Origin of the sequence: Rhodococcus opacus, from assembly GCF_012396235.1 — a bacterium.
In the GTDB taxonomy this organism is placed as follows: Bacteria; Actinomycetota; Actinomycetes; order Mycobacteriales; family Mycobacteriaceae; genus Rhodococcus_F; species Rhodococcus_F opacus.
Map to the genome: position 1 here is coordinate 170,343 of NZ_JAAXPA010000001.1, position 12,225 is coordinate 182,567.

The window sequence follows — 12,225 nt, forward strand, 5'->3', positions numbered from 1 at the left end:
TCGTTCACGAGAGCGGCGGGTCCTGGCCCGCCCGGACGAAGGCCGTCTCGTAGTCGAGGAGAGCGACCTGGGCCAGCAGGCCCGCCAGGACGAGGAGCACGGCACTGCCGGACCCGGTCCACGCGGGCGCGGCCAGCGCGGCCGCCAGCACCGCCGGGGCGATGGCTCCCAGCCAGAACAGTCGCGCGTAGCGGCCGTGCGTGATGATGTGCGCGGCCACGGACGCCTGGCGGCTGGCGTGCCTGCTGGAGTACTCGATGCCCAGCATCATCAGGTGCAGGCCCGTCGAGAGCACGAACGCGCGCGTGAGGAAAGCGATTGCACCACTGGAGAGGTCCTCGAACGGTGCCATGACGAGGAGGGCCCCGGAGCCGACCATTCCAGCCTGCACGAGCAGGTGCCAGAACAGCAGCGGCGACTGCCACAGGTCGCGGCCCTCGGCCTGCCCGAAGAGGAAGCCGGTGTAGCCGGCGACGAGCGCGCCGAACGGGATGGCGAGCCAGGCCAGCACGGTCTGGGCCCAGCCGATCTCGAGGAGGGCGGCGAGGATCCACAGGACCGCGCCGCCGGCGAAGGCGGCCAGGGCGTAGGCGCCCCAGACGAGCCATGAGGTCCAGTTGGACTCGAGGAAGATGTAGAGGAACCGCTCGGGACGCTTGAGGTCCCAGATCAGCAGGGCCCCGGTGGCGGCGGCGCCGAGCAGGGCGACGGCGGGGGCGCCGTAAGCGCCGAGCCAGCCCAGGTCGACGCCGAGGATGTGGGCCAGCCCGGCGATGGCCAGCGCGCCGGCGGCCACGGCCTTGGTCCACAGGTAGGTCGTCACCCGCCACCCCCACGGCCGGGGGTGCGCGGTGTTCAGCGTGGTGCGCGCCCGGGTGGTGGGGTCGCCGGGCAGATCGGCGGCGGTCGCGAGGCGCTGCGCGTCCGGTTTCGCCCACAGGTAGGTGTCGGCGACCGGTGCGGCCAGCGGGTCGAGGACAGCGTGGTCGGCGCCGAGGTAGAAGACGTTGGGCCCGGTGTTCTGCTCCGGGGAGCGCACCGTGGTCTCGTGGGTACCGATCAAGCGGGCGATGCCGCTCGTCGGGTCGTCGAGGTCGCCGACCCAGATCGAGTGAGTGGGGCAGACCACCACGCAGGCGGGCTCCATGTCGTTGTCGATCCGATGCGCGCACAGGTTGCATTTGGCTGCGGTGTGGGTGTTGTCGTCGATGTAGAGGGCGTCGTAGGGGCAGGCCTGCATGCAGCTCTTGCAGCCGATGCAGCGCTCGTTGTCGAAGTCGACGATGCCGTCGTCGCGCTTGAACAGTGCCTGAGTGGGGCAGATCTTCACGCACGGGGCGTCGGTGCAGTGGTTGCAGCGCATCACCCCGAAGGAGCGGGTGGTGTCCGGGAACTCGCCGGTGTCGACGTACTTCACCCAGGTGCGGAACTGCCCGACCGGCACCTCGTGCTCGGTCTTACACGCCACCGTGCACGCGTGACAGCCGATGCAGGTGCGTTGGTCGATGGCGAAGCCGTAGCGCACCGACCTCACTTCTTCCGGATGATGTAGCGGTAGACGCCGTCCTCGCTGGTGCGCTCCAGCAGTTCGTTCCCGGTGTCCTTCGCCCACGACGGGATGTCGGTCCTCGACCCACCGTCGGTGGCCTCGACGAGCAAGATCTGCCCGGACTCGAGTTTCCGGGCCGCACGCGAGGCGAGGAGCACCGGCATCGGGCACTTCTGGCCCTTGGCGTCGATGGTGACGTCGATCTGATAATTCACGGCGGGCTCCCTGAATGCGGCGGGTCAGATGAAGAGGTTGATCTGGGACTTGCTCATCGCGGACAGCGCGGTGGCGGCACCGACGGGCTCGCCGACACCGTCGATGAGCTGGTCGCGGCGCAGGCCGAGCAACTCCATGCTCATCTCGCACGGCCACAGGTTCACGCCCAGCTCGGTGCACATCTGCACCAGGTCCGTCGGAAGGGCCACATTCTGGCCCCGCGCCAGCTTCTTCAACATCCATGGACCGGCGCCGGCCATGTGAAGTTTGGACAGCTTCATGTGGCTCATCCCCGGCCGGTTCATCCCTGCCAGTGCCTTGGTCATCGCGTTGGTGCCGGTGATCCTGACGTCGTCACGCACCAGCGGGAAGAGCCCCCAGAACGTGAAGAAAATCGTGGTGGACATGCCGTACGCGGCACCGGTCGACCCCAGGATCAGCGTCGGCCACATCTTGTCCAGGTCACCACTCCAGGCCACGATCGTCATGCTCTCCGGGATGACATCGTCATCGTGCTGCGGGCTGTCGGACATGCGCCGGCCCCTTTCTCGGCTGGCTGCCCAGGAGACCTCGTGAGGGCCTTCGCGCAGACATTGCTAACTGTGATCCAAAACACTACATTCGTATATGCGCATACTGCAAGATGCCTCTTCGCGTCGTATCGAATACGTGGAAGACCACCCGACATCCGTGCACCTTGGGAGGACACGTGGCTGACACCATCACCTCGACGGAACTGTTTCGCGAGATCCAGGCCGGCACCGTCACCGAGATCCTCGACGTCCGCAGCACCGACGACTTCCGGGCCGGCAAGGTGGAAGGCCCGCGGCCCGTCCCCACCCGCCACGTCCCGGTGTACCGGGTGATGGAGGAACTCGAGGAGCAGGCCGCCGCCACCCGCGAGGGTGCGGTGATCGTCTGCGGGCAGGGAAACGGCTCCGAACTGGTCGCCGAAGAGTTCGAGGCCCTCGGAGTGCGCACCCGCTCCCTGGCGGGCGGAACCGACGCCTGGAACCGGCTTCTCGTCCCCGTCGAGATCACCGGATTGCCCGGGGACGTGCGGGTGTGGCAGTTCCAGCGACCCGCGAAGGCGTGCCTGTCCTACCTCGTCGGAGTTCCCGGCGGCAACGCCGTCATCGTCGACCCCACCCGGTCTCCCGACGCTTACCTGGAGCTCGCACAGGTTCACGACATGGCCGTCACACACGTCGTGGACACCCACGTCCATGCCGACCACATCAGCGGTGGCCCCGCCGTGGCCGCCCGGCTCGGCGCCGAGTACCACCTGCCGCCGGAGGACGCCGGTGGCATCGTTCCGTTTCCCAACCGGCCCCTGAAAGACGGCGACCAGCTCGACCTCGGCTCCGCCGTGGTCCGCGCCATGACGATGCACCTGCCGGGACATACCCCCGGCACCACCGCGCTGTTGGTCAGCGAGACGGTTCTGCTCGTGGGGGACACCGTCTTCGTTCGCGGGCTCGGACGGCCCGACCTGACCGGCCAGGCCGACGAACTCGCCCGCGATCTCTTCCGCAGCGTGCACGAGCGACTTCGACCTCTCGATCCACGCACGATCATTGCCCCGGCGCACTGGTCCACCAGCGAAGAGATCAACGCCGACGGGCTCGTCACCACCACCCTCGAAGAGGTCTTCACCGCCACCTTGCTCAACGAGCGGGCCATCGAACGGTTCGTCGAGCAGATCGTCAGTTCCCTACCCGCAGCGCCGCAGGCCTACGACACGATCCGCCGCGTGAACGCCGGACAGATCACCCCAGGGGACGACGAGATCGAGGTCCTCGACGTCGGACGCAATCAGTGCGCGGCATCCACCTCACTGACGGCGACATCGTGACCAGCTCTCCCCGCCGGCCGGCACGCCCCGGGAAAACCCCACTGCACGAGGTCGGCGAGCATCCCGACTACCGGTTCACCCTCGCCAACGAACGCACCTTCCTGGCCTGGGTCCGCACCGCACTGGCCCTGATGGCAGCCGGGGTCGCCGTCGTCCAGTTCGTCCCCGGCCCCACGGCGATCCGCCACGGACTGGGCTTCGTGCTGATCAGCCTCGGCGGCGCGCTCAGCGCCGTGTCCTACACCCACTGGGAACGCAACGAACGCGCCATGCGGCTCGGCGAACAGCTGCCCTACTCGCCGATGCCGAGGCTGGTGGCCGCGATGCTCGCACTGGGAGCCCTGGCGGCGCTGGTGCTGACCGTAGTCGACCTGGTCGAGACCTGAGGGTCGCAGCCGATGCTGACCGGTCGGCTGCTGCCGCATCGTCGCAGGAAGGAACCGGCCGTCGACGTCGGCCTGCAGGCCGAGCGGACAGCCATGGCATGGCAGCGGACCGCCCTCGGCGTCGGCGGCGTGTCGGCGTTGCTGCTACACCTCGCCGCAGGCAATCTCCCGGCGGCTGTTCCAGGACTCGCCGGCCTGTCGGCCGCGCTGCTGCTACTCGTGCTGTCGGAACAGCGGTATGTGCGGATCGTGAACAAGGTGGGAGCCGGTGAGCCGCCGCCAGCCCCCGGCCTCGTACGCCTCATCGCAGCCGGTGCCGTCGTCCTCGCGGTGTCCGCCCTTGCGCTGCTGCTCCTCACCGACGCCTGACCGAGCAGGCACGCGGGCCGCACCTATAATCAGCTTCCGAGGCCCGGTTTGGAGGGGTGATGGACCAAGACATCGCGGCACAACTACAAGAACTCCATGCCAGGGTCTGCAAAGCCATTGCCGACCCCAAGCGCCTTCTCATCATCAACGAACTTCGCGACCGTGAACTGAGCGTCGGAGAACTCTGCGAGGCAACCGGCATCAGCCAGTCCAACGCCAGCCAGCATCTGACCATCCTGCGTGAGCGCGGCATCGTGACGACGCGCCGCGTCAAGAACAACGTCTTCTACTCGCTACGCAGCCAAAAGATTGTGCAAGCAGTGGACCTGCTCCGAGAGTTCCTGGCCGAGGATCTGGCCGACCACGCAGCATTGGACGGCGCCATCCGCGGCTGACCCCGCGGGACGTCGGGACAAGCGGCCCAGCCGCACCCGCGCCGCGCCGGTGAGATCGGTGCGCGACCAGGCTGCGCCCCCGGATACACGCACACCATCTCCCCCGCCGGCACCTCGGTGAGACCAGGAAGTCACCTCCCCCAGCGGCATCAGCCGCACACCCGGTACATGGGCCCGCACGGACCTGTGGCCTTCGCGCACGACCACCACCGGCACGCCGGACGCCCATGCCGGACGCAGGCATCGACTTCCTTGTCGTGGCCACTGGCCGATTGATACCCGCGGGGGCATTTCGCCCAAGAACCTGACATATACCCCCAGGGGTACTTGCATACCCCATGGGGTATATGGCAGTCTTGTTGACAAGGAGAAAGATCCTGCCAACTTCGGAGGAGACCACGATGATTCTCGAGCAGTACTACATCGAGTGCCTGTCCCACGCCTCGTACCTGATCGGAGACGAATCCACCGGGCGAGCCGTCGTGGTCGACCCGCGCCGCGACATCACCGAGTACCTCGACGACGCCCGCACGCACGGGCTCACGATCGACGGGGTGATCAACACCCACTTCCACGCCGACTTCGTCTCCGGGCACCTCGAATTGGTGGAGGCCACCGGCGCCTGGATCGGCTTCGGCGAGGCCGCCGAGACCGACTACCCGATCCGTCGCCTCGCGCACGGCGAGCACATTTCCCTCGGGCGAGTCGACCTCGAAATCCTCTCCACCCCCGGCCACACCTGGGAATCGATCAGCGTCCTGGTCCGGGAAACCGCGGACGCCACCCCGACCGCGGTCCTGACCGGGGACTCGCTGTTCATCGGCGATGTCGGTCGGCCCGACCTGGTCAACCTCGGCGACGGCTCCACCACGGACCTGGCCCGCGCGATGTACCACACGGTGCACGACACGCTACTGGCCCTGCCCGACGGCGTGACAGTGATGCCCGCGCACGGCGCCGGCTCCTCCTGTGGCAAGAACCTGTCCGCGGAGCTCACCTCGACCATCGGGGAACAACGGCGCACCAACGCGTCGGCTCAGCCGATGAGCGAGGACGCATTCGTCGCGTTGATCACCGACGGCCAGCCCGCGGTACCGGCGTACTTCTCGGTGGACGCGGCCCTGAACAAGTCCACCCACCCGGCGCTCGACCAGCACCGTCGGATCCCGGAACTGTCCGCGGACCGGGTGCGCGCCGAACTCGCCGCCGGCACCCGGGTGCTCGATGCCCGCACCGTCGACGACTTCGCCGCCGGACACTTGCGCGGTGCGGTCAACGTCGGCTTCGACGGCCGGTTCGCCGAAACCGGCGGCATGGTCGCCGAGGTCGGCGAGGCGATCGTGCTGATCACCTACCCGGGCGAGGAACAGGACGCGGCGATGCGCCTGGCCCGGATCGGCTCGGACAACGTGATCGGCTACCTGGGCACCCACACCGACGGCGTCCTCCCCACCGCACTCGCCGACCTCGTCCAGACGGCGCCGCGCACCACCGTCACCGAACTCGACCGGCTGCGCGCCGACGATGCGATCACCCTGGTCGACATCCGCAACCCCGGCGAACGCGACTCCGGCGTCATCCCCGGTGCGATCCCGGTTCCGTTGGCGCAGTTGCGGTCCCGAGCCGAAGAGCTGCCGACTGGCAAGCCGATCGTGGTGCACTGTGCCGGTGGATGGCGTTCGAGCGTCGCCGCATCGCTGCTCCGCGCCCGCGGTATCGAGCGGGTCAGCGATCTCGTCGGCGGCTACAACGCATGGGCCGCACAGCAGGTGTCGGCCTGACGCTCCCTCGATAAGCACCTCCACGGAAAGGATCCCTCATGACCACCAAAAACCTCACCCACACGGACTTCGCATCCACGATCACCGACAACGCCATCGTGCTCGTCGACTTCTGGGCGTCGTGGTGCGGCCCGTGCCGGGCCTTCGCGCCCACCTTCGAACAGTCGTCCCGCAAACACCCCGATATCGTGCACGCCAAGGTCGACACCGAAGCCGAGCAGCACATCGCCGCGGCCGCGGGAATCCGCTCGATCCCGACGATCATGGCATTCCGCGACGGGGTGCTCGTGTATTCGCAACCCGGAGCTTTGCCGCCCGCGGCCCTCGAGGAGTTGATCTCCCAGATCAAGGCGCTCGACATGGCCGCAGTACACGCCACGCTCGCACAACAACCTGCCGCAGCGGGGCAGGCATAGCGGTCTCATTCCCGGGCCCCTCAACAGCACCGACCCGATCAGTGAGGTGCCGCCCATACCCGTCCCACACGTCACCGCCGAACTCTCCGGCGAGCAGACCCGATGACGGTGCGCGAGCCGACGCGGCGATCTGGTTCCCCGATCGGTGGCCGTCGCTGGGAGGAGCCTCCTGCCGGGCGATGTCCCCGGTCGCTCCCGGGGACCAACGGCCCTGGCGCGGTCCGTGGTCCCCTGCCACCCTGACAAGAGCAGGAACCTGGTGCCCCGCCGGAGAAGAGGCACTTCGATGACGACGGCAGTTTCGTCCACGCCGATTGCACCGTCCCGGTGGTGCTTTCGATCCCGTCCCGTGCCGGACCTCGAGCCGATGAGATCGATACCGAACGCAAGCACCAATAATCGGAGGTAGAGCATGGACTACGGCAAGGCCGTCCAACAGGAACTTCGGGGGCCCGCCCGGGCACTGCGCCACACGATCCCGCAGGTCTACGCCGGTTACGGGCAACTGCACGAAGCCGCCCTGGCACCCGGGGCTTTGGACGCCAAGACCAAAGAACTGATCGCCCTCGCGATCGCCGTGAGCAAGCAATGCGATGGCTGCATCGCCGCACACGCGCGCGGCGCCGCCGAGCACGGCAGCACACCACAGGAAGCAGCGGAGGCAATCGGCGTCGCGATTCTGATGAACGGTGGGCCCGCCACCGTGTACGGACCCCGAGCATTCGCCGCGTTCAACGAGTTCCACGCCGATCAGGAACCTGGCCACGAGAACAATCCGCCCGGACGATAGCTGGAATCACAGCGATTCCTGCCGAGCGCCCACCAGGCGGCTGGGCATCCTGAGGCACTGTGCGCCACCGCGGATCCGACCGGAACCGCCGCGACCCGGATCCGTTGCTGCTCAATGACTGTCGATGCCGAGACGGGAAGAAACCGGCACAGGACAGGTGTGGTCATCCACACATCTCCCGCGAATAGATACCCCTAGGGGTATAGTTTGTTTCGTTACGATCACCGGCATTCCGAGGAGGAACCCACCATGTGTTATCCAGTTACGTGCCCCGGCTGCGGAAAGACAACGTGGGGAGGCTGCGGTGCACACGTCGACGGTGTCATGAAGGCCGTGCCCGAATCCCAGAAATGCACCTGCGAGAACAATGCCGCTCCCCCGGCGAAATCCGGATTCTTCAGCACACTCTTCGGCCGCTGACCGCACGACCCACCCGCCCTGCCGACAGCCCATCGCCACCTCGACTGCCGGCAACCGTGCACTCGAGGGTGCCGTCGACGAGAACCAGGCTTCGTCGGCGGAGCAGGGATTCGGCCGCACCGAGATCGACATGCAGGACGGCGCGCCGGCGAAGCTCGGCGAGAGGACGGCACGCAATGCCACCCTCGGCACCTGTAACTCCCCGCCCGCGGATCGAGCGGTCAAGCCCAACCGGCAGATCGGGCTGCTGCCGCGGGTAACCGAGGAGCCCGCAGTCGCCGGCGATCAGGGAAGCCGGTATGCGCCAGCGATGCGCACCAACGTCGCCGGCGCCCGCCACCCGAAGGATTGCATAAATACCCCCATGGGTAACATAGTCGACCATGTTCAATACCCCCTAGGGTATGAAGGGTGTGTCATGCGTGAAATCGAGATCGGTGAATTCGCCGACGCGTGGGCGGCGGGAGCGCCCGTCGTCGACGTTCGAGAGCCGTGGGAATACCGGAATGCGCACGTGCCCGGCGCGCAGTTGCTGCCGTTGGGACAGCTTGGCGACCGGGTAACGGAGATCCCGGCCGGCGCGGTGGAGTACGTGATCTGTGCGTCCGGGAACCGGAGCGTGCAGGGGGCACGAATCCTCATGACTGTCGGACGACCCGCGGTGTCGGTGGCCGCGGGGCACCTCCGGGTGGGCCGCGGCGGGCCGGCTCCTCGACACCGGTGATGGCGGCTCATGTGCCCACCGCTGATCGCCCCGCCCCTGTATCGACCAGATTGTTCCTCTCAGATCGTCAAGGAGACCGCAGATGACCCGCAGTACCACCGTCGACGGCGACCAGCCCACGACCACGACCACCGCCGAGAGTGGGGTGCTGGGCCGAATGGGCGTGGCGATGGCCACCCATACCAAAATGGTGTTCGGGGTGTGGTTGATCGTGCTGGTCGCGCTCGGTGCGGCGGCGCCGTCGGTGTTCGGCTCGCTGGCCGGTGCCGGGTGGCAGGCCAACGGCTCGGAGTCGGTGCAGGTGCGTCAACTCGCCGAGCAGCACTTCGGCGGCAACTCCTCGGCGGCGGTGCAGGTGGTCGTGCACTCGGACTCCCAGACCGTCGACAGCCCGCGGGTTCAACAGACCCTCCGCGAGGTCGGCGCCGTCTTCGCAGGCGATACCCGGTTCGGGGCGGTGATCACGCCGCAGCCGGGAATGTCGATCAGCCCGGACGGGCACACCGGCATTCTCATTGCGGGCGCGAACGCGAGCACCGACGACATGGTCAAGGCCGTCGACGTGCACAAGGCGGAGCTGACGGCACTGTCCGGCGACGGGATCGAGGTGTACCCGACCGGGGCGTCCGCGCTGTGGAGCGACTTCAACAAGGCCAACCACGACGCGATGATTCAGGCCGAATTGTTCTCCTGGCCGGTGACATTGGCGGTCATGGTGCTCGCGTTCGGATCCCTCACCGCCGCCGGGCTGCCACTGCTGTTGACCCTGGCCGGGCTCGTCGCCTCGGCAGGCGGGCTGGTGTTGCTCAACGAGATCACCCCGATCTCGGTGTGGGCGATGAACTTCGCGATGATGTTCGCCCTCGCCCTCGGCATCGACTACGCCCTGTTCGTCGTCTCCCGCTTCCGGGACGCGGTGAAGAACGGTGGTGACCCACGATCGGCGGTGGCCGAGACGATGGACACCGCGGGCAAGGCGGTAGCCCTGTCCGGGCTGACCGTGCTCGTGAGCCTGTCCGCTGTGCTGTTGGTGCCGGCACCGGCGGTGCGCACGATGGCCGTCGGGATCATGCTGGCGGTGTTCTTCGTCCTGCTGGCCACCCTGACGTTGCTGCCCGCCGTGCTGGGCACGCTCGGCGGCAAGGTCAACGCCGGCTCGCTGCCCTGGGCGAAGAGGCAGCAGCACCGCTCGCCGCGGTTCGCCGCCTGGGGCGAGCTGCTACATCGCCACCCGTGGCCGTTCGCGATCGGTTCGCTGCTCGTGCTCATCGCGCTGTCGGTCCCCGTGCTCGGGCTGAAGGTCGCGATGCCCTCGATCGAAGTGGTGCCCACCGATGCCCCGGTCCGGCAGGGCTACGAACTCGTTCAGGGCCAGATGGGCGAGGGGGCACCGGGGATGTTGCAGATCATCGCCCCCACCGCGGAGGGTACGGAAACCGGGACGACAGCCGCCGCAACCGACGGAATCGCCATGGTGACCCCGCCGCAGCCCGCACCGGACGGTAGTGGCTACGTGATGCTGCAGGCCATGCCCACCGTCGATCCCTCCGACGCACGAATGGGCACCATCCTCGACACCCTGCGCGCGGATCTGCCCCCAGGCGCGTTGGTCGGCGGGGCGCCCGCGGAGAATCTGGACCTGCAGCAGGCGCTGAACGATTATTTCCCGCTGATCGTGGGCATCATCTTGATCCTGGGGTTCGTGCTGCTGCTGGTGGCGTTGCAGGCCCCGTTGATCGCGATCCTCGGCACGGTGGTCAGCCTGCTCTCCACTGCGGCCGCGTTCGGGGTCGCGAAGCTGGTCTTCCAGGACGGTCACGGTGCGAGCCTGCTCGGCTTCACCCCCCAGGGGTTCCTGGACGGGTGGGGGCCGGTGTTCTTCTTCGCGATGATCTTCGCGATTGCCATGGATTACACCGTGTTCCTGCTGGCCACCGCGAAGGAACACTACGAACGTTCCGCGGATCCGAAGGTCGCGCACGTCGACGGTCTGGCGCATTCCGGTCGGGTGATCTTCGCCGCCGCCGCGGTGATGGTCGCCGTGTTCTTCACCTTCGCCCTCGCCGACCCGTTGCCCCCGAAGGAGATGGGCATCATCCTCGGGGTCGCCGTGCTCCTCGACGCGGTGCTGATCCGGCTGATCCTGCTGCCGGTGCTGCTGCGCCTGACCGGGCACGCTGCCTGGTGGTCACCGGCCTGGCTGCGCAAGGTCTTGCCGAAGATCAGCTTCTCCCACTGAGCGTCGGGACCGTGGCCGCGGGTGGGGTGGGGCATTACACAATGCACCCACCCCACCCTTGGTACCCCGGGGGGTATACTGTGATTAGGTCTCAGGAAAGGAACCATGATGGTCGGCGACGAAGACAGCATTGCATTGGTACTCAACCGGCTCCGCCGGGCCCACGGGCAGCTCGCCGGGGTGATCTCGATGATCGAGCAGGGACGCGACTGCAAGGACGTCGTCACCCAGCTCGCCGCGGTCTCCCGCGCCCTGGATCGCGCCGGGTTCAAGATCGTGGCCACCGGGCTACGGGAATGCCTCACCGGCGAGCCCGAGGACGGCAGGGAACCGATGACCGAGGCCGAACTCGAGAAGCTGTTCCTCGCCCTCGCCTGAGGCTCGGTCCGGCCACCACCTCCGTTCGCCGTCGACGAAAGGTGACCATGACCGACGCGACCCGTCGGTGCGGCTGAACCATCGAAAGGATCGTGCCGCTCCTCGCCGGAACGGTGGTGCTCGCGGGAATCGCACTGGCACTGGTCTTTCCGTCGCGGTGGCTGCTGGTCACCGGGTTCGCAGCCCGCGAACCCGCTGCTCCACCGCCTCGGTGTGTGTCCCGGCGCACCGCAGTATGCCCGACCTGATCCCAGGTCGCCGAGAGAAAGGCAGACACGCTCATGACACTCGCACTGTCGACCACCCTGCACACCTCGTTCGCCGACGCGGTGGACCGCACCCGCAAAGCCCTGGCCGAGCAGGGTTTCGGGGTCCTCACCGAGATCGACATGAAGGCCACCCTGAAGGCGAAACTCGGTGAAGACATGGAGGACTACCTGATCCTCGGTGCCTGCAATCCGCCGCTCGCGCACCGTGCGGTCACCGTGGACCGGCAGATCGGGCTGCTCCTGCCGTGCAACGTCGTCGTGCGCGCCGACCCCGCCGATCCGGGCACGGTGCTGATCGACGCGATGAACCCACAGGTGATGGTCCAAGTCGCCGACCAACCCGGGCTCGGAGCCGTCGCCGACGACGCCACCGCCGCATTGCAGGCCGCCATCGACTCCTTGGGCGCGGGCGCATCGAAGGACTGACACCGCACCCGC

Annotated in this window: 15 protein-coding genes; 12 read left to right on the top strand and 3 right to left on the bottom strand. The window is 67.7% G+C overall.

What is annotated here, in order from left to right; genetic code table 11:
• Nucleotides 1-4 precede the first annotated feature (4 nt).
• Genes HGB39_RS00660 through HGB39_RS00670 form a run of 3 tightly spaced genes read right to left on the bottom strand, consistent with a single transcriptional unit; the run spans nt 5 to nt 2,298 of the window.
• Nucleotides 5-1,525 (bottom strand): 4Fe-4S dicluster domain-containing protein, encoded by a 1,521-nt coding sequence (locus HGB39_RS00660; protein ID WP_043792821.1) that lies wholly within the window; start codon nt 1,523-1,525, stop codon nt 5-7.
• A 5-nt stretch (nt 1,526-1,530) separates the two neighbouring features.
• Nucleotides 1,531-1,764, bottom strand: a complete 234-nt coding sequence (locus HGB39_RS00665; RefSeq protein ID WP_005571921.1) for a sulfurtransferase TusA family protein — start codon at nt 1,762-1,764, stop codon at nt 1,531-1,533.
• A 24-nt stretch (nt 1,765-1,788) separates the two neighbouring features.
• Nucleotides 1,789-2,298: a DsrE/DsrF/DrsH-like family protein gene (locus HGB39_RS00670; protein WP_005257442.1), complete on the bottom strand. Its 510-nt coding sequence runs from the start codon at nt 2,296-2,298 to the stop codon at nt 1,789-1,791.
• 176 nt (nt 2,299-2,474) lie between these two features.
• On the opposite strand from HGB39_RS00670, the gene HGB39_RS00675 reads away from it, so the two are divergent.
• The 12 genes from HGB39_RS00675 to HGB39_RS00725 all read left to right on the top strand — a co-directional run bounded on the left by HGB39_RS00675 (nt 2,475) and on the right by HGB39_RS00725 (nt 12,213).
• Complete coding sequence (locus HGB39_RS00675) at nt 2,475-3,620, top strand: MBL fold metallo-hydrolase (RefSeq protein WP_005571923.1); 1,146 nt, start codon at nt 2,475-2,477, stop codon at nt 3,618-3,620.
• Entirely contained in the window at nt 3,584-4,006 is a 423-nt protein-coding gene (locus tag HGB39_RS00680) for a YidH family protein (protein WP_005257444.1), read from the top strand. The genes HGB39_RS00675 and HGB39_RS00680 overlap by 37 nt, the downstream gene beginning before the upstream one ends.
• Before the next feature lie 12 nt (nt 4,007-4,018).
• Nucleotides 4,019-4,375, top strand: a complete 357-nt coding sequence (locus HGB39_RS00685; protein ID WP_005571925.1) for a DUF202 domain-containing protein — start codon at nt 4,019-4,021, stop codon at nt 4,373-4,375.
• A 59-nt stretch (nt 4,376-4,434) separates the two neighbouring features.
• Entirely contained in the window at nt 4,435-4,770 is a 336-nt protein-coding gene (locus HGB39_RS00690) for an ArsR/SmtB family transcription factor (RefSeq protein ID WP_005257448.1), read from the top strand.
• 401 nt (nt 4,771-5,171) lie between these two features.
• Nucleotides 5,172-6,551 (top strand): MBL fold metallo-hydrolase, encoded by a 1,380-nt coding sequence (locus HGB39_RS00695; protein WP_005571927.1) that lies wholly within the window; start codon nt 5,172-5,174, stop codon nt 6,549-6,551.
• Between the two features lie 38 nt (nt 6,552-6,589).
• Nucleotides 6,590-6,967, top strand: coding sequence for a thioredoxin (gene trxA / locus HGB39_RS00700; RefSeq protein WP_005571929.1), 378 nt, complete (start codon nt 6,590-6,592; stop codon nt 6,965-6,967).
• Nucleotides 6,968-7,379: 412 nt separating this feature from the next.
• Entirely contained in the window at nt 7,380-7,757 is a 378-nt protein-coding gene (locus HGB39_RS00705) for a carboxymuconolactone decarboxylase family protein (protein ID WP_005571931.1), read from the top strand.
• A gap of 249 nt (nt 7,758-8,006) precedes the next feature.
• Nucleotides 8,007-8,177: a DUF8730 family Cys-rich protein gene (locus HGB39_RS40580; protein ID WP_085999989.1), complete on the top strand. Its 171-nt coding sequence runs from the start codon at nt 8,007-8,009 to the stop codon at nt 8,175-8,177.
• Nucleotides 8,125-8,901, top strand: coding sequence for a rhodanese-like domain-containing protein (locus HGB39_RS40585; RefSeq protein ID WP_514120873.1), 777 nt, complete (start codon nt 8,125-8,127; stop codon nt 8,899-8,901). The genes HGB39_RS40580 and HGB39_RS40585 overlap by 53 nt, the downstream gene beginning before the upstream one ends.
• A gap of 82 nt (nt 8,902-8,983) precedes the next feature.
• Nucleotides 8,984-11,140, top strand: coding sequence for an MMPL family transporter (locus HGB39_RS00715; protein ID WP_005571933.1), 2,157 nt, complete (start codon nt 8,984-8,986; stop codon nt 11,138-11,140).
• Nucleotides 11,141-11,248: 108 nt separating this feature from the next.
• Complete coding sequence (locus tag HGB39_RS00720) at nt 11,249-11,518, top strand: metal-sensitive transcriptional regulator (protein ID WP_005571934.1); 270 nt, start codon at nt 11,249-11,251, stop codon at nt 11,516-11,518.
• A 281-nt stretch (nt 11,519-11,799) separates the two neighbouring features.
• A complete protein-coding gene (locus HGB39_RS00725) occupies nt 11,800-12,213 on the top strand; it encodes a DUF302 domain-containing protein (RefSeq protein ID WP_005571935.1) in 414 nt (137 codons plus the stop codon).
• The last annotated feature ends 12 nt before the right edge of the window (nt 12,214-12,225 follow it).

Excerpts from the sequence above, each read along its gene's own strand:
- trxA (WP_005571929.1), top strand. The coding sequence starts at position 6,590 with ATGACCACCAAAAACCTCACCCACACGGACTTCGCATCCACGATCACC.
- HGB39_RS00725 (WP_005571935.1), top strand. The coding sequence starts at position 11,800 with ATGACACTCGCACTGTCGACCACCCTGCACACCTCGTTCGCCGACGCG.
- HGB39_RS00720 (WP_005571934.1), top strand. The coding sequence starts at position 11,249 with ATGGTCGGCGACGAAGACAGCATTGCATTGGTACTCAACCGGCTCCGC.
- HGB39_RS00690 (WP_005257448.1), top strand. The coding sequence starts at position 4,435 with ATGGACCAAGACATCGCGGCACAACTACAAGAACTCCATGCCAGGGTC.
- HGB39_RS00695 (WP_005571927.1), top strand. The coding sequence starts at position 5,172 with ATGATTCTCGAGCAGTACTACATCGAGTGCCTGTCCCACGCCTCGTAC.
- HGB39_RS00715 (WP_005571933.1), top strand. The coding sequence starts at position 8,984 with ATGACCCGCAGTACCACCGTCGACGGCGACCAGCCCACGACCACGACC.
- HGB39_RS40580 (WP_085999989.1), top strand. The coding sequence starts at position 8,007 with ATGTGTTATCCAGTTACGTGCCCCGGCTGCGGAAAGACAACGTGGGGA.
- HGB39_RS40585 (WP_514120873.1), top strand. The coding sequence starts at position 8,125 with ATGCCGCTCCCCCGGCGAAATCCGGATTCTTCAGCACACTCTTCGGCC.
- HGB39_RS00705 (WP_005571931.1), top strand. The coding sequence starts at position 7,380 with ATGGACTACGGCAAGGCCGTCCAACAGGAACTTCGGGGGCCCGCCCGG.
- HGB39_RS00670 (WP_005257442.1), bottom strand. The coding sequence starts at position 2,298 with ATGTCCGACAGCCCGCAGCACGATGACGATGTCATCCCGGAGAGCATG.
- HGB39_RS00685 (WP_005571925.1), top strand. The coding sequence starts at position 4,019 with ATGCTGACCGGTCGGCTGCTGCCGCATCGTCGCAGGAAGGAACCGGCC.